Annotated in this window: 17 protein-coding genes; 6 read left to right on the top strand and 11 right to left on the bottom strand. The window is 54.3% G+C overall.

Annotated elements, in window-relative coordinates; genetic code table 11:
* Window positions 1-4: 4 nt before the first annotated feature.
* Window positions 5-2,371, bottom strand: coding sequence for a M1 family metallopeptidase (locus tag EU557_RS05640; protein ID WP_135529414.1), 2,367 nt, complete (start codon window positions 2,369-2,371; stop codon window positions 5-7).
* A gap of 277 nt (window positions 2,372-2,648) precedes the next feature.
* On the bottom strand, window positions 2,649-3,263 hold the full coding sequence (locus tag EU557_RS05635) for a HupE/UreJ family protein (RefSeq protein WP_135529413.1): 615 nt from the start codon (window positions 3,261-3,263) through the stop codon (window positions 2,649-2,651).
* Window positions 3,264-3,849: 586 nt separating this feature from the next.
* Between EU557_RS05635 and EU557_RS05630 the strand changes: the two genes are divergently transcribed.
* The 5 genes from EU557_RS05630 (at window position 3,850) to EU557_RS05610 (ending at window position 9,553) form a co-directional block, all read left to right on the top strand.
* Complete coding sequence (locus EU557_RS05630; RefSeq protein WP_135529412.1) at window positions 3,850-6,990, top strand: T9SS-dependent M36 family metallopeptidase; 3,141 nt, start codon at window positions 3,850-3,852, stop codon at window positions 6,988-6,990.
* Between the two features lie 279 nt (window positions 6,991-7,269).
* On the top strand, window positions 7,270-7,764 hold the full coding sequence (locus tag EU557_RS05625) for a hypothetical protein (RefSeq protein ID WP_135529411.1): 495 nt from the start codon (window positions 7,270-7,272) through the stop codon (window positions 7,762-7,764).
* A gap of 18 nt (window positions 7,765-7,782) precedes the next feature.
* Window positions 7,783-8,343, top strand: a complete 561-nt coding sequence (locus tag EU557_RS05620; protein ID WP_135529410.1) for a hypothetical protein — start codon at window positions 7,783-7,785, stop codon at window positions 8,341-8,343.
* A gap of 104 nt (window positions 8,344-8,447) precedes the next feature.
* Complete coding sequence (locus tag EU557_RS05615) at window positions 8,448-8,882, top strand: hypothetical protein (RefSeq protein WP_135529409.1); 435 nt, start codon at window positions 8,448-8,450, stop codon at window positions 8,880-8,882.
* 209 nt (window positions 8,883-9,091) lie between these two features.
* On the top strand, window positions 9,092-9,553 hold the full coding sequence (locus EU557_RS05610) for a hypothetical protein (protein ID WP_135529408.1): 462 nt from the start codon (window positions 9,092-9,094) through the stop codon (window positions 9,551-9,553).
* Between the two features lie 70 nt (window positions 9,554-9,623).
* Here the strand turns inward: EU557_RS05610 and clpB are convergent, their stop codons facing one another.
* From clpB to bla, 8 genes are all read right to left on the bottom strand, one after another.
* Entirely contained in the window at window positions 9,624-12,239 is a 2,616-nt protein-coding gene (gene clpB / locus EU557_RS05605) for an ATP-dependent chaperone ClpB (protein ID WP_135529407.1), read from the bottom strand.
* Window positions 12,240-12,788: 549 nt separating this feature from the next.
* Complete coding sequence (locus tag EU557_RS05600; RefSeq protein ID WP_135529406.1) at window positions 12,789-13,400, bottom strand: hypothetical protein; 612 nt, start codon at window positions 13,398-13,400, stop codon at window positions 12,789-12,791.
* Window positions 13,397-13,633, bottom strand: a complete 237-nt coding sequence (locus EU557_RS05595; RefSeq protein ID WP_135529405.1) for a hypothetical protein — start codon at window positions 13,631-13,633, stop codon at window positions 13,397-13,399. Before EU557_RS05595 ends, EU557_RS05600 begins: the two co-directional genes overlap by 4 nt.
* Before the next feature lie 308 nt (window positions 13,634-13,941).
* Entirely contained in the window at window positions 13,942-14,667 is a 726-nt protein-coding gene (locus EU557_RS05590) for an NADPH-dependent F420 reductase (RefSeq protein WP_135529404.1), read from the bottom strand.
* Between the two features lie 316 nt (window positions 14,668-14,983).
* Window positions 14,984-15,445: a hypothetical protein gene (locus EU557_RS05585; RefSeq protein WP_135529403.1), complete on the bottom strand. Its 462-nt coding sequence runs from the start codon at window positions 15,443-15,445 to the stop codon at window positions 14,984-14,986.
* A gap of 50 nt (window positions 15,446-15,495) precedes the next feature.
* Entirely contained in the window at window positions 15,496-16,065 is a 570-nt protein-coding gene (locus EU557_RS05580; protein ID WP_135529402.1) for a hypothetical protein, read from the bottom strand.
* 381 nt (window positions 16,066-16,446) lie between these two features.
* A complete protein-coding gene (locus tag EU557_RS05575) occupies window positions 16,447-17,691 on the bottom strand; it encodes a DUF4153 domain-containing protein (protein ID WP_135529401.1) in 1,245 nt (414 codons plus the stop codon).
* A gap of 68 nt (window positions 17,692-17,759) precedes the next feature.
* Window positions 17,760-18,611 (bottom strand): subclass B3 metallo-beta-lactamase, encoded by an 852-nt coding sequence (gene bla, locus EU557_RS05570; RefSeq protein WP_167855095.1) that lies wholly within the window; start codon window positions 18,609-18,611, stop codon window positions 17,760-17,762.
* Window positions 18,612-19,167: 556 nt separating this feature from the next.
* On the opposite strand from bla, the gene EU557_RS05565 reads away from it, so the two are divergent.
* Window positions 19,168-19,659, top strand: a complete 492-nt coding sequence (locus EU557_RS05565; protein WP_135529399.1) for a hypothetical protein — start codon at window positions 19,168-19,170, stop codon at window positions 19,657-19,659.
* A 111-nt stretch (window positions 19,660-19,770) separates the two neighbouring features.
* On the opposite strand, the gene EU557_RS05560 is transcribed toward EU557_RS05565, so the two are convergent.
* Window positions 19,771-20,112, bottom strand: a complete 342-nt coding sequence (locus EU557_RS05560) for a hypothetical protein (protein WP_135529398.1) — start codon at window positions 20,110-20,112, stop codon at window positions 19,771-19,773.
* Window positions 20,113-20,557: the final 445 nt, after the last annotated feature.

The raw sequence follows: 20,557 nt of genomic DNA, 5'->3' as shown, positions 1-20,557 counted from the left end.
AAGCTTAGTTACCACCGGTAGCACCGGTAGTACCACCGCTCTGCTTAGGCTGCTGCGACGACACGTTGCGCTGCTGCATGGGGTTCTGCGGGGCGGCCTGCTGTTGCTGCTGGAACAGCTCGAAGCGGGAAGGCGCCAGCTTGCGCGGGAAGCCGTTGTTTGAGAGGTCTGTGTCGGCGGTTTGCAGGTAGGGGTCGAGGGTGAACGAGGCCACGGGCTTCTCGGTGATGAACACCTTGGTTATCTCGGCGTTGTTGCGGCGCCAGATTTCGGCCGGAATGTTCACCACTTCGTTTGTGCCGTCGGCGTAGGTCATCTGAATGATAACCGGCATCACTAGGCCACCTAGGTTCTTCAGGTTCACCTGGTAGAAGTTGAGGCCCTTCTTCAGGATCTCCTGCTGCTCGGGCTTCAGCTTCGACACGTACTGCTGGTAGCGGGCCTTATCGGTTTCCGATACCGCCAGTGGGTCGTAATTGTTGTAGAAGTCCTTCAGCTCGGGGCGCTCGTCCACCAGCGTTTTGCTGATATCCTGGAGGTTGCGCTGCTGCGAGAGGCTCTTGGGAGCGGCGTTCAGCTCCTCGCGGCGGGCGGCATTCTCAATGTCGGGGTTCTTGGAGTCGACTTTGTACCACTGCACGTTTTCGATGCTCAGGTCGGTGTGCTCTGTGCCGTAGAACCAGCCACGCCAGAACCAGTCGAGGTCCACGCCCGAAGCATCTTCCATGGTGCGGAAGAAGTCGGCGGGTTTGGGGTGCTTGTAGGCCCAACGCTGGGAGTAAGTCTTGAAGGCGTAGTCGAATAGCTGACGGCCCATTACGGTTTCGCGCAGAATGTTCAGGGCGGTAGCAGGCTTGCCGTAGGCATTGTTGCCCAGCTGCAGCACCGTCTCCGAGTTGGTCATGATGGGGTTCTGCAGGTTCGGGTTCATGGCCATGTAGGGCACAATCTGAGCCGGCTCGCCGCGGCGCGAGGGGTACCCCCGTTCCCATTCCTGCTCCGTGAGGTATTGCATGAAGGTGTTCAGGCCTTCATCCATCCAGGTCCACTGGCGCTCATCGGAGTTCACAATCATCGGGAAGAAGTTGTGGCCTACTTCGTGGATAACTACCGAAATCAAGCCATACTTGGTAGCCGAAGAGTAGGTGCCATCAGCCTCGGGGCGGTAGCCGTTGAAGCAGAGCATGGGGTACTCCATGCCGCCAATGGGGCCGTGCACGGAAATAGCCACCGGGTACTCATAGGGGATAGTAAATTTAGAGTACGTCTTGAGGGTGTGGGCCACGGCCTGCGTGGAGTACTGGCCCCACAGCGGGTTGGCCTCCTTGGGGTAGTACGACATAGCCACGATGGGCTTGCCCTCAATCTTGAGACCCATGGCGTCCCAGATAAACTTCCGCGAGGAAGCCCAGGCGAAGTCACGCACGTTTTTGGCGTCATAGACCCAGGTCTTGGTGCCTTTGGCGCGGCCTTGCTCGGCTTTGGTGGCCTCGTCCTGCGTCACGATAACCACCGGCTTCGAGGAAGCTTTGGCCTGGTCGAAGCGCTTACGCTGCGTAGACGTCAGCACCTGGTCGGGGTTCTGCAGGGTACCGGTGGCGCCTACTACGTGGTCGGCAGGAGCCGTAATGGCCACTTTATAGTCGCCGAAGGGCAGCGTGAATTCACCCTGGCCTAGGAACTGCTTGTGCTGCCAGCCATTCACGTCGTCGTAGACGGCCATGCGGGGGTAGAACTGCGCAATTTCGTAGAGGTAGTTCTTGTCCTGCTCGAAATACTCGTAGCCCGAGCGGCCCCCGGTTTTCTTCTGGTCGTTGACGGTGTAGTGCCACTTCACCGTGAACGTAACGGACTGCTTGGGGGCTAGCGCCTGGGGCAGGTCTACACGCATCATGGTATAGTTGATGGTGTGCGGCAACTGCTTATTGCCACCCTTCATCCGGATGTCGTCGATCTTAAACGAGCCGTCGAAGCTGGTGCGCTCCAGGTACTCCAGCGTCTGGAACGACATTTTATCCCGCAGCTCCGCCGTTTGGGTGGAGGCCGTCATCGACTTGGGGTCGTAGATGTTGGCGTCGAGCTGCAGCCACAGGTAGCTGAGCTTGTCGGGCGAGAGGTTGGTGTACGTGATATCCTCGGTGCCGCTGATGCTCTGGTCGGCATCATTGAGCGTTACCTTGATGTTGTAGTCGGCGCGCTGCTGCCAGTAGTCGCGGCCCGGGGCGCCCGAAGCCGTGCGGTACGTGTTAGGCGTGGGCAGCTCCTGGCCGAGCTGGGCAAATTTGTCGGTGCCGGAGTTGGTGTTCTGCGCCAGCGCCGGAGCGGCCAGCAGAGCCACCAGCCCAGCGGCCAGCAGTGTAGGTTTCAACATAGTATGAAAAGGGGAGTGAAAGACGCCGGAAAGAAGCGAAGATACTGGCCTAGCGACTTATATCCTCGCGTGCCGCGAAAGACACACACCGGACTGGCGCGTTGCACGCATAAGAGTGAACGAGTGAAGTAGAAGTGATGAGGAGGTTGGGGCGGGAAGTAAACAGCACGTCATCCTGAGCATGCGCAGGATCTTACTGTGTTAGCACAAGCCTAGGCCAGTCGGTAGCTGCACTCAGGATAACGTGCCGTTTACTTCCTCATCACGCAGTCACTTACTACTGCATCTGGCCTAGCAGCAGGATCAGAGCAATACCTAATGCGGCGCCACTAGTGACGAGGAGCCAGTCGCGGCGGGCAGCGTTGAATACGCGCAACACCAATAGGCCTAGCAGCAGAATAATGCTTACAATGAGCAGCTGGCCCAGCTCTACGCCAACATTAAAAGCCAATAGCTCCAGCACGGGGCGGCTCTGGTGGCCTAGCAACTCACGGAGGTAGCTGGAAAAACCCAGCCCATGAATCAGGCCGAAGACGGCAGCCAGCAAGTTGGGTAGGGTCAGTACAATCGGCCCTACGGTGTCGCGGCGGTTGGGGCTGATGCGGGTAGTAGGCCGGCCGGCCTGCAGCAGGTTTGCCAGGCAGGTAATGATGATGGTAATGGGAATCAGAATCTCGATGAGCTTGGGCGAGTAATTCACCACGCCCAGCGTAGACAGCGCCAGGGTAAGGGAGTGGCCTACGGTGAAACTCGTGACCAAAGCCACCACAGGCTTCCAGTCGCGCAGTACGTACGGCGCGCACAGGGCCAGCAGGAACACCATATGGTCGTAGGCGCTCAGGTTGAAGATGTGGTAGAACCCGAGCTGCAGATACGTTTGGAATACCGACATGCGGCAAATCTACACGACCTATCGGATTAGCGCGCTTTTACCGCCCCAACAACTCAGTACTGAACGGCAGTAGTGGCTGCTCACAGCAGCAGGTGGCCTACGAAATAGGAGTAAGTGAAACGGGCTGTTCCGGCATTAGAAGAGGGGTAAGGCGGTCAGTAGGAACTGCACTGATCAACAAGCAACTTGAAATCTAGTCTCCTTAATTTCCACTTGGTTGACCTACGCAACCAGGCCGTTTGGCTTCCTGCATGAGTGAGTAGGGCTGTTGAAATGAGGTGAAAAGATAACTATGTATGTAAATTGCTAATAGTCATAGTGTTAATTGAATGACGTTATTAAGTTGGGATTTATGGAGGTATAAATAGTATTAAAACTATAATAAGTTAGTGTTAAGGGCTTACTGATGAGCTAAATAAGCCATTATGAGAGGCTGTAGGCCTATTCTAGTTAGATGAATTCCATGTGAATATTGTTGTTTTTTTATGTATAAAATATTGTCATGAGAAAATAAAATATAGGAAATAGACAACAAAAGCTACTATTTCAAATCATTCAAGCCTTTCAATCCACAACCGTATAGCACATGACGAAATTCTTACCAGTACTGGCTCGGCCGGTGATGGTGGGCGCGTTGCTTTTAGCAGGGTACTCCTCCTTCAGCCAGGGCAATTTATCATCCGCGAAATCTGAGAGAAAAGCCGCTCCGCAGGCTATTCTAAATCACTTCAAAACCAACAAACAGACCCTGCAGCTCACGGATGCCGACATTGCGGACATTGTGCTGAGCAGCGAAACCACCTCCAAAAGCGGAGCAAGACATCTGTATTTGCAGCAGATGTATCAGGGCATTGAAATTCACAACGCCATCAGCACCCTTACCCTGAGCAAAGACGGCCAGGTGCTGAATGTGGCCAACCGCTTCGAGAAGGACTTAGCTAAGCGGATCAAGACCAATAAAGCCAAGGTTACGCCCGACGCCTCGGTGCGCACGGCCGCGCGCCATCTAGGCCTCTCGCTCAAGCAGTCGCTGGATGTGCAACGCCGCGCCAGCGGCAACGATAATGAGATGGTATTCTCAACGGGTGGCATTTCGCTGGAGCCCATTCCGGCCAAGCTGGTGTACCAGCCCCTGGAAGATGGCAGCCTGCGCCTGGCCTGGGAAGTGTCTATCTATGAGAAGGACGCTCTGAACTGGTGGAACGTCCGGCTGGATGCCAACACCGGCGAAGTACTCGACCAGGATAACCTGGTAACCCACTGCGAGTTCGACAATGATGGTCCTGGTGGCGTGCCCCTGCGCGAAACCGCTAGTGCTCCTCGTGCTACTGAAACCAAGCCGTTCAATTTCGCTACGGCCATGATTGAGGCCACCAATGGCAGCGGCTACAACATTTACCCGCTGGTAACGGAAAGCCCTAACCATGGCCCCCGCGTGTTTGTAGGCCTAGACGCTGCCGATAAGGACGCTTCGCCCAAAGGCTGGCAGTACTCGCCCGAAGGAGTTTCAACCAAAACTCGCGGCAACAACGTCTTCGCCTACGAAGATCCCGACAACAAAAACAACTACACGACCAGCTACTTCACCGATGGTGGGCCCGACTTTAAGTTTGACTTCCCCATCGACTTCAGCAAGCAGCCGGTAACCTACCGCGACGCGGCCATTACCAACTTGTTCTACTGGAACAACATCATGCACGATGTATGGTATCAGTACGGGTTTGACGAGGCTAGCGGCAACTTCCAGTACGACAACTTCGATCGGGCCGTGGGGGGCGTAGACCCCGTATTAGCCGAAGCGCAGGACAGCCGCAACATCACGGCTACCCGCAACAACGCCAACTTCTCAACCCCCCGCGATGGTAGCGCCCCTAAGATGCAGATGTATCTGTGGGCTGGTATTCCGGACAAGGATATGTTCCGGATTACGTCGCCTTCCACGCTGGCGGGCAGCTACCCCGCGCAGCAGGGCACGTTCAGCAAGCCTTTGTCGCCGGAGCCGGTAACCGGCAAACTGGTACTGGCTCAAACCACCGCAGCAGTTAGCGCCGAAGGCTGCTCGGCCTTCACCAACGCCGCTGCTATTGCCGGTAACATCGCCGTAGTATACCGCGGTACGTGTGGCTTTGCCGATAAGGTGCAGAACGCCCAGAAAGCTGGCGCTATTGGCGTAGTAGTAATCAACAACGCCCCCGGCGCCCCCATTGCTATGGGTGGCACACCTACGGTAGCTACGCCCGCCATCGTTATTCCGGCCGTCATGATCAGCGACGTTAGCGGTGCGGCAGTGCGGCAGCAGCTGGATGCTTCGCAGGAAGTAATAGTATCCCTCAAAAACAGCAGCGTAGAACTGGATGGCGACTTCGATAACGGCATCATTGCCCACGAATATGGCCACGGCATTTCTAACCGCCTGACCGGCGGCCGCCTGAACACCAGCTGCCTGGGCAACGCCGAGCAAATGGGCGAGGGCTGGAGCGACTGGTTCGGGCTGATGCTGACCATGAAGCCCGGCGATGTAGCTGCTAAAGTGCGCGGCATCGGTACGTATGCTTCGGGCCAGCCCACCACGGGTAACGGTATCCGTCCTGCGCCTTACACCACCGATTTCAAGGTGAACTCCTACACCTACGGTGCTACTAACAACACCACACTAGCCGCTCCGCACGGCATTGGCTTCGTATGGTCTACGATGCTGTGGGACATGACCTGGGGCATGATTGACCAGTACGGTTTCGATGCTGACCTCTACCACGGCAAAGGTGGCAACAACATGGCCATGCAGCTGGTAATTGATGGTTTGAAGCTCCAGCCCTGTCAGCCCGGCTTCGTAGATGGCCGCGACGCCATTCTGCTGGCCGACCGCCTCAACAACGGCGGTGCCAACCAGGAACTAATCTGGCGGGCTTTCGCCAAGCGTGGCCTAGGCTTTAGCGCCAAGCAGGGCATGACCACGAGCCGCACCGACCAGGTTGAGGCCTTCGATATGCCTCCGCTGTACGCTTGCTCGGCGCCTACTATTAAGGTAACGCCTGCTACCGCTGGCTTTAAAGGTGCCGCTGCTAACACTATCTACCTAGGCTATGGTGCCCAAACGGTAACGCTGGAAGCCAGCGGTGACCCAACCTTCGCCTACACCTGGACCGTTGCTGGCCCTGCTACCACCGGCCTGAGCAGCACCACGGTTGCTAACCCCGTGTTCAAGCCAACTATGGCTGGCATGTACACCTTCACGGTAACGGCCGTTAACAGCGACAAGTGCACCCGCACCGCCACGGTCAAAATCAACGTGATTGACGTACGCTGCGGCAATAAGAACGACAAAGTTCAGGTGTGCCACAAAGGTGGTAATCTGCTCTGCATCGGAGCCGACGGTGTGGCAGATCACTTAGCTCACGGCGACATGGTAGGCACTTGCGAAGATGGCAAGAGCTCTGGCCTGCTGGCCGACGAAAGCGCTGCGGAAAGCATGAAGCTGACGGCCTCACCCAACCCCACCAACTCAGCGGCTAACCTGTCGTTCACGCTGGCTCAGAGCGGCACCTACCGCCTCGAAGTAGTAAACCTGTTGGGCTCGGTAGTAGCCGTGGTAGCCGAAGGCAACGGCGACGCTGGGGAAAGCTTCTCCTACCAGTTCAACAGAGGCAAACTGGCCTCGGGAGTCTACATCGTGCGCCTGACCTCAGGTAAGCAGAACAACTTCACCCGCATCATGCTGCAAGATTAGTGGTCATACCCTAACCTTATCAATTCTCTTGAAAAGAGCCCCCGACAGCGTCAGGGGCTCTTTTTTATGCATTTGACGAACCACTGTTTCGGCTGGTAAGGGAGAAGTGCTCGTCAGCCACGCAATGGGCGAAAAGCCTATTTGTTCTATAATGTGATGTCCTATGAATAGGTTAGTTGCTTGAAACAAGCTTGAAATATTCGAAAGCTGGCAATTGTACTGTAGGCCACTTGCTGCTAACTTACAGGCTAATTAATCTTAGTACTAATAATATTTAATATGACTAAACCACTACTGCTTATTGGTCTACTAGGGCTGTTTGCCGTAACCGCACGAGCGCAGGGCAATGGGAGCCACCCTTCCGAAAAATTCAAGCAACACCTGCGGGCGCAGTACCTACATAACGACACGGCCCAGGCCATCATTAATCTCTACAGCCGCCGACAGGGTGGGGGAGTTGTCTGGGTTGGCTCAGCTATTTTAGCAAGTGCCCGGCTAGCAACTTCCAGCGGCTCATCCGTGACAACAGGTAGTGGAATGGTAGTGCGATCAGAGCCCCCCGACCCGGGGGTAGCCTTCCTTTTAGGCCTTCCGGTGGCCGCGTATGGGGTAGGCAAGCTGGTACATTACAGCAATGGAAAGCTCGAGAGGACGCTAACAGCCTACGCCGCCGGGCAGCCCTTACCCAAAAATCTGCGCCGCAAGCTCAAACCGCGCTTCTTCAACCAGCCCATCATTCAGTATACGCCCGTGCAGGCCGCTACTGTCAAGTAAGATAAGCTACTAGGTGCTATGGGTAAATTTCTAGGCCTGTTGCTTGGGCTGTTACTGTGGGAATCCTCGCTCTTTGCCCAGTCTGCACAACCGGCCACATCTTCGGCAGCAGTATCTGAAGCGGGGGCTGTGCTGATAGCCAACGGGTGGTATTTACCGCGTTTTGAGCCGAAAGGCACTGAGCGCGATACTACTGGCGCCTTGCTGGTACTGTTTCGTCAACGCCGGGCTGTGGGCTGGTTCTACACCATACCATTCATTGTAGGTATGTCGCTGGCCCTGCCTGTTTCTTCTACTGATAGCTACGGACAAACCACCGTGGCCGAAAAAGCTATTTCGCCGCCCCTCGGAACGGCCATCCTTGGGGGGACGGTGGTAGGCTTCATTATGCATGCCACCATGCTGAATAAAGCCCATCTGCGCGCCGTAGACCTGGCCTACGCTGCCGGTACGCCCGTTCCGGCCAAGTACCGGCGCCGGCTAAATGCTGCCCACTTTACTGAGGCCGCTTACATCCGGGAGGCATTGCGCCAACAAATGGAGTGGGAGCAACTGCAGACCCAGCGCACCCCGCGCTAGGCCAGTTGGCTGAGAATTAAAAACGTGGTCTTACGCATGAAGTAGCAGTCAGTGTCATCTATATTAGAGTCAGTTAGTTGTCTATCTACTTGGCTTTGATTAGTATGAAAAAATTACTTCTGCTTATTGTCTTCCTGCTGGCGCTTATCAGCTCTGGCTTCTCCCAAAAAACACTGCCTGCAACCGGGGGGTACCTCACCGATTCTCTGCACGCTACAGTGGCCAGAGTGCCCTTGCCAGATAGTGTGCGGCAAGCTGTTCACAAACTCTTCAAATGGGGCCGCCTGTATAGCACAGTAGGAGCAGTTAGCGGGGGTGTTATGGTGGCTAGTGCTACCACCTATATTGCAAACCGTAAGGATGATTGGGGCACCGGCGTAGACTTATGCCTAGGAACGAATGCCATGGTCTTCGGCACCATGGGTATGGTGCGCTTCAGCTGTAAGCGCGAACGGCAGGTGCTAGCCGACTTAGAACAAGGGCAACCTCTGCCGCCAGATGTAGCCCTCTGGTTCCCCTTCGTAACCAGAGATAAATAACATATGAAATAGACAAAAATACCCCATTAGTGCAGTGCCGACGGAATACTGCATCTGCGCAAGATTATCCAGAGGCGCTAATAGTATAACGGCTTCCCGTTCCAGTTGAAACAGCTGAGCAGGAGGCTAGCAGTTACAAAGGCAATAGTGAGCAATACCCATAGTAGTAGTGCATTGATAAAAACAAGTAAGTGATTTATACCAAACCGATGAGAGTAAAAGTAGTGCTAGGCCTGTTGAGCCTCCTGACCCTTTCAGTTGAAGTGACAGCACAAGTGCCAGTGGCTCCAATTGCGAACCGGGCTCTTACACGGGCAGACACCCTGCAGGCATTACATAGCTTATACCAAACCAAGCGGCGCACCGGTAAAGTGATGACTGGCCTAGCAGGTGCTACGCTGGGTACGGCGGTGTATTCGGGCGCACAGGTACCTTTGGGCGGCAGTATCATGAGCCCTTCCAGGCCGGACGAACGAGAAACCACGTTTGCAACAGTAGCCATGGTGAGTGGGCTGGCCGGGATTGGTCTGGCCATTTTTGGAGTGGATACCTGGAGCCAGCATACAGAAGCACACGAACGAGAAGCAGTAGCCTTAATTGAGCAACGAAAAGCGCTGCCGAAACACGTGCAACGACAACTACACCACCGGCTGCGACGACTAGCAAAATAGCCAGCTCACATAATGCAAAAAGCCCCGTTGGCAATCAGCCAACGGGGCTTTCTATCTATACAACATGCTCTTACATGCCGGGAATTTCCACGTCCACATTTACGAAGCGGATCTGGCCGTCTTCAAGCACAGCTTCCACTACCGCGTCCTTGCTTACGCGGCCCGCGAGAATGTCCTTCGACAGCTCGTTGAGCACTAGGCGCTGAAGTACGCGCTTGAGTGGCCTAGCGCCAAACTGCGGGTCGAAGCCCTGCTCGCCTAAGTAGTCGAGTACCTCGTCGGTGGCTTCCAGACGGATGCCGGCTTCTTCCAGGCGCTGCTGAATTTGCTTGAACTGGATATCAACGATCTTGCGGATCTCACGGCGCTTCAACGGCTGGAACATCACAATCTCATCGATGCGGTTCAGGAACTCGGGGCGCATGTGCTGCTTCAGGCGCTCCACTACTTCCTCGCGGGTGCGGTCTACCACTTCCTCGTGGTTGTACTCATTCAGCTCTTTGAAGTTCTTCTGAATGATATCGGCACCTGTGTTTGAGGTCATGATGATGATGGTGTTCTTGAAGTTCGCCACCCGGCCTTTGTTGTCGGTGAGGCGGCCATCATCGAGTACCTGCAGCAGAATGTTGAACACGTCGGGGTGGGCCTTCTCAATTTCGTCGAGCAGAATCACCGAGTACGGCTTGCGGCGCACGGCCTCGGTCAGCTGCCCACCTTCGTCGTAACCCACGTATCCGGGAGGTGCCCCAATTAACCGCGACACGGCGTGGCGCTCCTGGTACTCGCTCATATCGATGCGCACCATGGCGTTTTCATCGTTGAACAGGTACTCCGCCAAGGCCTTAGCCAGCTCGGTTTTACCCACGCCGGTAGTGCCCAGGAAGATGAACGAGCCAATAGGCCGCTTAGGATCCTGTAGGCCTGCCCGCGAGCGGCGCACGGCATCGGAGATGGCTTCAATGGCTTCGCTCTGGCCGGCTACGCGCTTGCCCAGCTCGCCTTCAAGGTTCAGCAGCTTCTCGCGGTCCGACTGCAGCATCTTGCTTACCGGAATACCGGTCCACTTGGCTACTACCTCGGCAATGTCCTCGGAGGTTACTACCTCTTGCAGCATGTGGCCACCATCTTTGTTCGCGGTGGCTTCGTCCTGGAGCTGTTTCAGCTGCGCTTCGGCTTCCTGAATTTTGCCGTAGCGCAACTCAGCTACGCGGCCGTAGTCACCCTGGCGCTCGGCCTGCTCGGCTTCTACTTTGTAGCGCTCAATGGCTTCCTTCTGCTCCTGAATGCCCGTAAGAACGCCTTTCTCGTTTTCCCACTGGGCCTTCAGCGTATCACGCTTGGCAGTCAGCTCACTCAGTTCTTTGCTGAGCACGGTTTCACGGTCGTGGTTTTCCTCCCGGCGGATAGCTTCGCGCTCAATTTCCAGCTGCATAATGCGGCGCTGCACCTCATCGAGCTCCACAGGCATGGAGTTCAGCTCAATGCGCAGCTTGGCGGCGGCCTCGTCCATTAGGTCGATGGCCTTGTCGGGCAGGAACCGGTCGGTGATGTAGCGCGAGCTTAGCTCTACGGCAGCAATTACGGCGTCGTCCGTGATTCGCACGCCGTGGTGCAGCTCGTACTTCTCCTTAATGCCGCGCATGATGCTGATGGCATCTTCCGTGCTCGGCTCATCCACCATTACGGCCTGGAAACGGCGCTCCAGGGCCTTGTCTTTCTCAATGTATTTCTGGTACTCTTTGAGCGTGGTAGCCCCAATGGAGTGCAGCTCACCGCGGGCCAGGGCGGGCTTGAGCAGGTTGGCAGCGTCCATGGCGCCTTCGCCACCCCCGCCGGCCCCAATCAGGGTGTGCATCTCGTCGATGAACAGAATGATCTGGCCTTCGGAGTCGGTTACTTCTTTGATAACGGACTTGAGGCGCTCCTCAAACTCGCCCTTATATTTGGCACCCGCAATGAGCAGGCCCATGTCAAGAGACATGATGATTTTGTCCTTGAGGTTCTCGGGCACGTCGCCGGCCACAATGCGCTGGGCCAGGCCCTCTACAATGGCGGTCTTACCTACGCCGGGCTCACCGAGCAGCACGGGGTTGTTCTTGGTACGGCGGCTCAGAATCTGGAGCACGCGGCGGATTTCCTCGTCGCGGCCGATAACCGGGTCCATCTTGCCGGTGCGCACCTGCTCATTGAGGTTGCGGGCGTAGCGGTTGAGGCTCTGGTACTGGTCTTCGGCGGTCTGCGAGGTCACCTTGCGGCCCCCGCGCAGCTCCTTAATGGCCGCTTTCAGGTCTTTCTCGTTGAAGCCGGCGTCCTTCATTAGGGTAGCCACGGCGTCTTTACCGCCCAGCAGCCCCAGCAGCAGGTGCTCCACCGACACATATTCATCGTCAAACTCCTTCAGGAAGCCGGTAGCGCGCTGCAGAGCCGCGGCAGCTTCATTGGAGAGGTAGGGCGAGCCCCCGCTTACTTTAGGGTAGCCCGTTACAATGGCATCGAGGCGGGGCGTGAGGATATTCAGGTTCACACCCAGCTTCTTGGCCAGAAACGACAGCACGTTCTCGTCGCTCTGGAAGAGGCCCTTCAGCAAGTGGCCGGTTTCAATGGCCTGCTGCTGGTTGCCCCCGGCAATTTCAGTGGCCTTCTGCACGGCCTCCTGTGCCTTAATCGTATAATTATTGAAGTTCATGGTTGCTAAGATCTAGGTAGGTGCTTCGGGTTAGGAAGTTCTACGTGATGCTTAGCAAACGGGGTGCAGAAGAGTTTTTGCTGACGTTTTGTCGGACTGTATTAAGGATGGTTTATGTTATTATGACAAAAAGTCATTCTTAGAAATATAGTTGAAGCTCGGGTATACGCTCAGGATTTAGGTCCGCGCCACATGTAGCAAATCTAGTTAAGTATTCACTGTTAAAACAAATCCATTTGCGCCCCTTATATCTGTTTTTAAAGTCATAAATGATGACAACATTATTGAATGTGCCTATCAATTTGCCATTATTATATAGCGTCTTTCTAACACCAATACCGCTTCTATTTTTTATATCAACATAAACCAGATTACTGCTGAATACAGTCTCCTGTTTCTCATATAGCACCAAAGCGTCAATTTCTCCAGTGCACTCTTGGGATGAGCAAGCTGTTAAAAAGAGAGCTGTGACTATAAGTAGAACCTGATATTTTATCACTGCTAGTCTGGATAAAGAAATCGCAAAAAGTGCTGTGCAAGAAGTCGACACTACCCAATCCGAATCTGCGAAACCACAGGTCGCAATGTGTCGCTAAGGGCATTCGAGAAGTCCGGGTAGAGCGCCTGAAACATCTGCTGGGCTTGCTGGAGCAAGTCGGGGTAGTGGCCTAGCGAGGCTTTGTTGAGCAAAAGATACGCATTGGTTTCAGGGCTGTGTTGGTGGTCCCACCGTTCGGGCGGGAAAAAGTCGCGGGCCAACTGGGAGTAGATGCGGAAACGTTGGCCGTTGACAGTGTTTTCTCCTTCTTCTGGTTTGAGGGTGCCAATAAAGCCTCCGGAAGCTAGCGGGTCGCGCTTGAGGAGGTACAGCATCACCGACAGGCAAGTATTGAGGATACGAATAGCTTCGGCGGGTCCGTCGTTGGTTTGATAATAATACCTGGGTTCCGGGTCTTGCTGATAGCGATGCTCTTTGAGATAAAACTTGAGCACGTAGATATGGTGCTGGTATTGCTCAACCTGAATAAGGTAGTGACGCCCCTTCATCGTTTTGAACGGACAGATAAACCGCTCAAGCAAAAAGCCGCCCGGGGAGTAGGGCGGCTCTTCACGAATAAAGCGGAACGGGTAGGCGTTACCCGGAAAATCAGCAGGAATCAAAATAGATAGGGGTATGCTTTACGGCGCTTGGCAGTCAAGTCCTCCGGCTGCACCGGCCGGAACGCCGCTACCGGCTGCACCGGAGCCTGTGCTTTAGCAGCAAGCTGGGCAATTGGCTTAGGTGTGCTAGCAGAGGTGGAATTGGGGTTTTTCATCAAAACAAAGCTACCTAATTGTTCGCAAATAGTGATTGCTGTCAATAGTTTAACGATACTGATAATTCTTGGGTTCATACTTCACTGTAGAGTGAAAGTAACAATATAGGTCAGGTGGCTCTTCTAGGCCACTTGCCGACTCAACCGACAGCCCGGCGAAAACGATGTTCAGCAGAATCAGCACCACTCCTCAATTAAGCTCGGCCTGTCAGATCGTAAAGGAATAGCGAGTTGGGTAAGAATCATTGCTGGAAACGGCCCCGTCATTCAGTAACGTCTCTTTACCAAACAAGCCCCACCGAACGGGCTCCTACAATTAACGGAGCTAGTTCGGTGGGGCTTGAAGGAATTGTCTAGCAATTGGACAGCCTACATGGAGTTAGTCCTTACAGCTTGACGCCTTGCGCCTCTAGTTGTTTTTCTGATGCGGCTTGGTTGGCCGTGAATTGAGCGTGCTGCTCGGGTGTGCGCGTGGTGCCGAGGCTAGCCAAATGCTGCTGCACTTCGGCGGCAGGTAAGTCGGTGCAGTACAGGGGCGAGCCGGGCTGCTGCCGCCACGACTCGTGCAGGCTACCACCATCTATGGCGTCGAAGCCTAACTCCTCCACCAGAGCCATTGCTTTCTGCTTGGCAGCGGCATCGTCGCCGGCTACTGTCAGTGCAATGCGGCCGGGTGTGCCAGCGGGTTGGCCGTTGTTCTCGAGGTTGGCGGCGAAGATGTTGTTAAACACCTTCAGTACTGAGCGGCCTAGATGCTGCTGCACCCATTCGCTTTCGGTTAGGTCGCCGGTTTCCAGCTCCGGTATCTGGCCATCGCGCAGCAAGGGGTAGTAGTTGCTGGTGTCAATTACCGGCACGCTGGCGGGTACATCCGCGAACAGGTCTTTGGGCAGGTCGGGGATTTTCTTCAGTGGTATGGTTACCACAATGATGTCGCTACCGCGGCGAGCCGCTTCCTGGGCTGTTACGGGAGTAGCGCCCGTTTTTTGGGCTAAGTCCGTCAGTGTTTCGGGGCCGCGGGAGTTGGCAATGTACACCGAGTGGCCTAGGCTGGTGAGGCGCACGGCCAGGGCGCTGCCGATGTGGCCAGCCCCAATGATTCCAATGTTCATACGTAGTAAGTTGGGCTAATAGTCTGTGAGCCGCTTTTTGCGGACGGCGTCGTCGGTGCTAAGACCACCTGCCCGTCAGGATTGTTTCGCTTGTGAACCTTGCCTGCACAAAGCAAGCTGGGTACGCCATAGCTACTCGCAGAAAGTGAAAAGCTTACGTTTTTTAACAGCTCCTCTACGGGCCCAAGATTAGGTGAGGCACCCGGTTTAAACCACCAAAGGCCGCAGCGCACGAAAAGAAGCGTTACTTCCTTTCGTGCGCTGCGGCCTTTGAAATAGGGCTACTTCAGAGCTAGAAGGCTGATTGCCCCGAAACTTATACTAACTGGTTCTGTGAGCTAGTAGTGCTGGCTGAACGTTGAAACAGCCAACCCGAAAGCGCCCACAGCCCGGCAAAGAGAGTATTCAGCACAAGTACCATCAGCACACCTCGGTTAAGCTCAGGCCGCCAGATGAACATAGCTACGAATGGCACGGCGAACTGCGTAAGGGCGGTAGCGAACATCGCCTTCGCCATTCCTTGCGCCTGGAGTTTCGCCAGGATGGCCCCAATGAAGCCCACAACCAGTGCTCCGGCATAGAGCAAATTGGCAGGGTTGTCCTCGCTACCGATAAATCCTACCGCTAGGTTGCCCCACACGAGCAGGAGAGAGGCTGCTACCGCCACGCCGGCGCCCAGTTTATAAGCGCCATTGCGGCCTCGGCTCGCTATTAGTAAGTATAGGAGCCCGGCAACGAGCAGCAGGATACCCGCCATCACAAATTGGGAGGTTGTCATAGGAGTACTAGGTAAGGTGCAGAGAAGATGCGGTTTAGTACACTGCCACGCTAGGCCAGTTGCTGGTTGGAGTTAGTATTGCTGGCGCGGCGAAACAGCCAACCCGAAACGGCCCATATCGCGGCGAAGACTCCATTGGCTACCAGCACATTTATGAGGTGGACGTTGGGTTCGGCGGCAGCACCTGTGGGCTTCCAGATGAAGAGGGCAATAGCCGTAACCACGATATAGGTTAGCGACGCAGCAAACATAGCGTTAGACATGCCCAGGGGCCGAAAGCGCGCCACCACGGCTCCAATGAGTGCCACCGCCAGCACGCCCAGGTACAGGAGGTTAGCCGGGTTGTCTTCACTCCCAACGAGGCCTACGGCCATATTCGCCCAGAGCAGCAGGAGCCCCGCCGCTACGCCCACACCAGCGGCCAGCCGGTAAGCCGTGTTGTCGCCCATCCGCGAAATCAAGACGAACGTGAGGCCCGCGCTGAAGAGCAGGATACCAGCGAACAGGAAGTCGCCGGGGCTCCAGAGCATACCCGGAACAAACAATTTGGCCGCAAGAGGAATAAGCAGCAGTAGACCAGTGCCAAGCGCAACGCGCAGAATGCTTTTGGTGAGTGTCATGGTGAGTATGGGTTTGATTTACAATGAGGTAGAAGAAGTTTGCATGCGGTAGATGCTGCCGGCTGTGAGGGGTTGCTAAGGCTGCAAATGAGATTGGAGCGCAAGGGTAGATGGCGGCAGTAGCATCACTGTAGGGGCCACTGGTGCGCCATTATTAGCCGACCTGAAGTAAGTAAAAGAACTTTGTATTTCAAAGTGTATATGGTGTCTTTTGCAAGGCAAGTATTAGGTATTCATAAATGAGGTGTAAGCCCTCGTGATACAGCGCTGCCTTATAGGGTAACGCTACTCGCGGCTGGTTCTGGGTTGGCTATTAGTTTACTCGTAGGCCAGGGCAGTGCTGTTAGAACAATAGCGTAGGGGCACCTCCTGAGGCTTGTACTAGTGGAAGTGAAAAGCCAGGGGAAAAACAAACGTTACTACTAGTGCCCACATGCCATAAATCGGCAGAAAAGAAACTACGCTTTCCTCAATTTTATCGGTTTCTCTACTATCATTTGTCGCTTTAAACAGGCGGTAGGTTACTAATAGAAGATTTGTCAGGATAAGAACATTGCCACCTAAAACTGCCAACCTATTAGGCGTTATTCCCCATTCAGAAATTCTGAATAAAATAGCAGATAGCGCTATACCGTTTACAAGGATGGTAACAATGGATAGAGCCAATAATAAAAGGTTCGTCCATTTATTGCTTGAGCTTTTTGATGCCTCTGCAACTGAGAATACTATCAGAGCCATTACGCCAAGTAAGAGCGCATTGAAAATTAATAAGAACTCCCGGTTGTTGTACGGGTCCTTGCCAGTATATAGTACTGCCGCCAGGTACACGAGAAGCATTATTAACACCAGCGGAGTAAATATTTTCGCAATTACTGGCGATACTTTATTTACCAATTGAGGATTCGTTTGAATCAAATAAGTACAGACAATTGGAGCAGCCGCAAGCCCCCAAACCACAATATATTCCGTGTAAAACGTTTCTATATGCAGGCCAATGAGCTGGAACAGGCCTAGCGTAACGGCACTCATCAAACCGCCCGCAATCAGGATAATGGTGGTCATAACCACTAGGTCACCATTGTAACGGAGGAAGTCGAGGCGCTTAGAGGTGCTGCTTGGGGTATCTCCCAAATATGTGAACCCCAGCACCGCCCACAATAACAAGGGCAGATGAATACAGGCTAAGATAAACGTGTCACTCTTATCGTTTCGGGGTAACAGGTTGATATAAACAGCCGAAGCCAGCGTAATAAAGGCTGCAATTATTATTGTCTTTGTGGGCAGTTTTTGCTTCCAGAGGAAATAAATAGTCAGTAATGGAAATACTATAAAGGCAATATTTCTAGGATAAAAGAACTCTGGATCAATAAGGAAGACGCTAGGAATTTTTGCAATAAGTCCTGCAGCAGTAGCGGCAAGCAACACAAAGGCTATTTCTTTTTCAGTTCCCCAGTAAATACCCTCATGCTCAAAGTTTAGCCTCTCGTACCAAATCTGAGCGACGGTATTTTCTTTAACGCTAGGATAGATAGCGTTAAATTCCTTTTTAAAGGCAGTGCTGTTATTCCTGTAGAGCTTTTCCAGCTGCCGAGGATTATCTAAGTTCTGAAGTACTTCGGCTTTCATATCAGGTTTGCGTTGAGTTGCTCGGTGACTTCTGAGTGAGGGACTATGTGGGCTACATAAGCGGGCAACTACTGCTGCTCCTGAAGCGCTTTGTGGTAGGCCACCTCCGCTTTCTGTATGTCTTCCAGGTAGCCTGCCCGGTCTAGAAAAGGAGCTACTGGGTCGGGGGCAGTGGCGCGCTCCTCAAACTTGCGCTTTAGGCTAAAGGGCCGCGCATGGGAGGAGAGATAGATGTCGGCGGGCAGGCGGCGGAGGGTTGCGTAGCTGCGTTCCAATTCCTGCCGCAGTGTAGCATCATACCTCCAATTAAACAGGGAGGTGGGCATGGGCAACGATAGACTGCCTACGCTAACCACTAACAGTTCCCGGCCACCGTCCCGAACTGGAAATGCCCACGTGGTGCAGCCCGGCGTGTGGCCGGCCGTTACGTGCGCCGTGAGCTGAATGGGCCCCAGGCTAATTTGTGCGCCATCTTGAAACCGGTGAACTATGCGGGGCGCGGGGTACCGCATGATTCCCAAATAGACTAATCCGTTCACCGGGGCCATATTTCGGGCACTAACCCCGCCCGAGGAAATGATGTCGGCGTCAGCTTCACTTACCCACAGTTGCGCCCCTGAGGCCTGCTGCAACGCTGCTAGGCCACCGGCATGGTCAAGGTGGGCGTGGGAGTTGAGCAGGATTTTTACATCCTTGATGTTGAAGCCCAGGGTAGCAATGCTTTTCAGAATCATGGGGGCGGTGCCGGGATAGCCGCCATCAATCAGCACGTGGCCTTGTGGGCCAGTGAGCAAAAAGGAAGTAACGTCACGGGTGCCCACATAATAGAGGTTGCCGGCAATGCGGAAAGGCTCCCGAGGTAGCTGGCCGCCACGGTCAGATGCCTCTTTCCATTTACCCAAGAGGAACACTATACCCACGGCAAGCAGGACTATAGCCCCCAACCACAGTTGCCGCCTGCGGCTCCTGCCTCTCTGTGGTTTTGCTACTTCTACCATGGGTGTAGTGCTAAGGAGGTTGCGTATTGCGATGCCTGTGGTAAGGCTGGTGTAAAAGTACTTTGTAATTCAAAGTTTGCAAACGAACCTCCATAAATTTTGTTTCCACAATATCTACTTCAGCAACTTAGCAGAGTACTTAACCGGATAGCTGGGAGCTGAACCAGGATCTGAACAAAACGAGCCAATCGGGCTTACCCTTACGTCGGTTTGTGTGAGCACCTTGCTTGCTAGCATTGTTGGCCTGGTATGAGATAAGGAGTGGCAGTAGCCCTTTTCTTACTGGGGGCAATGTTGGGATACACTAGCAGAGTGGTCTGCAAACAGGCCTAAGGCTTACTGGAGATTCACGAAACAGGAATGCTTGTTGTTTCTCTCAGTGATTTCTGACAAAAGTTAAAAGCTGATCAATACATTCGTTCAGCAGAGGCAGATAGTAGTCTGCTATCCTGTTTTTCCGCCGCCCTATCCGCACACCATGAGCACCAATCAGGAACAGCAGCCCATTATGCACCGCGAAATAGGAGAGTTTGAAAGCACCCTCCGGCAACAGGGAATACATGCGGCACTTAAGTATCTTAACCACCGTACCCCGCACCAGTATACCGGCATCTTTCGCTTCGACGGCGACATGTTGCGCAATGAGGTACTGTTTGACCGGTACAACCCGCAGCTGCTGAAGGGAAACGATACTCCCATGGTGGCCACGTACTGCTCCCTGGTGGGGCGGCAAGAGGCTCCTCTGGAAATCACGGATGCTGCCACAGACACGCGCGTAAAAGGCTTGGTTGATACTCCCGTGGTTTCCTACTGCGGTGTACTGATTCGGGATGCGACGGGTAAGGCCTTCGGGACCTTGTGCCACTACGATATGCAGCGCTGCGAAGAGCGAACCACCGACCTGCCCCTGCTGCAAGCCGCTGCCGAAATGCTGTATCGGCACCTGCGCCCCCACGACGCGCACGCGTAGGCCACTCAGGCGCGAGGCTCTGACAAGGCTAGCACGCGCATAGCAGTAAATAAAAAACGGCTACCTCCCTAGTGGGGAAGTAGCCGTTTCGCTTGCGGGTTGGGTAGAGGCCTAGCCTTGCAAAGACGTAGCCGCGGAGCTCAGCGTCTGGCCCAACTGCTGCAGCTGCGACTTCGCATCGGGCGTGGCGCTTTCGGCGGCTTTGGTGGTGTGCTCGCCCAGCGTCTTCAACGAATGGCTGATCTGCGAGCCGTTGCCGCTGCCAATGGCGCTTTTTAGGTTTTCTAACTCTGAAGAAATGGCACTCAGCGCGGGGCTACCGGCTCCGTTGAGGGTGGAAATCCAGCTATCGATGTTGCCGGTCGCAGCCGGAGCGGCGGCAGTTAGGCCACCGTTCAGGGCTTGCAGGGTGTCGTTTAGCTGGCTGTTTGCTTGTGAGGTGGACGAATCCATAATGGTAGGGTTTGGTTGGTGAAGAATATGTACCTCTAGGACCGTATTCTGCTCGTATTGTTGAGCAAGAAACACGAGAACAAACCGGGGCAAAACAAACACGCCTGTAAACGGTAACGCGCTGATAGGCTTCTAGGTAGGCCTAGCGAAGGAGTAGTAACTGTGGAGCTGCTGGCCCCATAGGAATAAGCCCCGGAATCTTACACATTACTTTTTGCTAGCGAAAACTTAATGATGATAATTCGGGCTTTTTAAACCGATAATATTCTCACAAACAAGTGTTTGTAAAGGCAAGGCCGGGGTATAAGAGAGTAGGAGCATGAACGGAGGTCAGAGCCTGCCTGCGCGCGAGATGTGAGTGGTGTGAAGTAACGTGCGGGAGAGGCCTAGGGCTAAACGCAGGATGTGCTATATTCAGGAAATCACTATTCCCCACCAGCCTAAA

It is taken from the genome of Hymenobacter wooponensis, assembly GCF_004745865.1.
GTDB lineage: Bacteria > Bacteroidota > Bacteroidia > Cytophagales > Hymenobacteraceae > Hymenobacter > Hymenobacter wooponensis.
This window is presented reverse-complemented; position numbering and strand designations above follow the sequence as displayed.

What these genes read in the sequence shown, in the direction of transcription:
- EU557_RS05615 (WP_135529409.1), top strand. Translation starts at nt 8,448, where the DNA reads ATGAAAAAATTACTTCTGCTTATTGTCTTCCTGCTGGCGCTTATCAGC.
- EU557_RS05580 (WP_135529402.1), bottom strand. Translation starts at nt 16,065, where the DNA reads ATGACACTCACCAAAAGCATTCTGCGCGTTGCGCTTGGCACTGGTCTA.
- EU557_RS05585 (WP_135529403.1), bottom strand. Translation starts at nt 15,445, where the DNA reads ATGACAACCTCCCAATTTGTGATGGCGGGTATCCTGCTGCTCGTTGCC.
- EU557_RS05640 (WP_135529414.1), bottom strand. Translation starts at nt 2,371, where the DNA reads ATGTTGAAACCTACACTGCTGGCCGCTGGGCTGGTGGCTCTGCTGGCC.
- EU557_RS05625 (WP_135529411.1), top strand. Translation starts at nt 7,270, where the DNA reads ATGACTAAACCACTACTGCTTATTGGTCTACTAGGGCTGTTTGCCGTA.
- EU557_RS05560 (WP_135529398.1), bottom strand. Translation starts at nt 20,112, where the DNA reads ATGGATTCGTCCACCTCACAAGCAAACAGCCAGCTAAACGACACCCTG.
- EU557_RS05630 (WP_135529412.1), top strand. Translation starts at nt 3,850, where the DNA reads ATGACGAAATTCTTACCAGTACTGGCTCGGCCGGTGATGGTGGGCGCG.
- EU557_RS05575 (WP_135529401.1), bottom strand. Translation starts at nt 17,691, where the DNA reads ATGAAAGCCGAAGTACTTCAGAACTTAGATAATCCTCGGCAGCTGGAA.
- EU557_RS05565 (WP_135529399.1), top strand. Translation starts at nt 19,168, where the DNA reads ATGAGCACCAATCAGGAACAGCAGCCCATTATGCACCGCGAAATAGGA.
- EU557_RS05635 (WP_135529413.1), bottom strand. Translation starts at nt 3,263, where the DNA reads ATGTCGGTATTCCAAACGTATCTGCAGCTCGGGTTCTACCACATCTTC.
- EU557_RS05610 (WP_135529408.1), top strand. Translation starts at nt 9,092, where the DNA reads ATGAGAGTAAAAGTAGTGCTAGGCCTGTTGAGCCTCCTGACCCTTTCA.
- EU557_RS05595 (WP_135529405.1), bottom strand. Translation starts at nt 13,633, where the DNA reads ATGAACCCAAGAATTATCAGTATCGTTAAACTATTGACAGCAATCACT.
- EU557_RS05590 (WP_135529404.1), bottom strand. Translation starts at nt 14,667, where the DNA reads ATGAACATTGGAATCATTGGGGCTGGCCACATCGGCAGCGCCCTGGCC.
- EU557_RS05620 (WP_135529410.1), top strand. Translation starts at nt 7,783, where the DNA reads ATGGGTAAATTTCTAGGCCTGTTGCTTGGGCTGTTACTGTGGGAATCC.
- clpB (WP_135529407.1), bottom strand. Translation starts at nt 12,239, where the DNA reads ATGAACTTCAATAATTATACGATTAAGGCACAGGAGGCCGTGCAGAAG.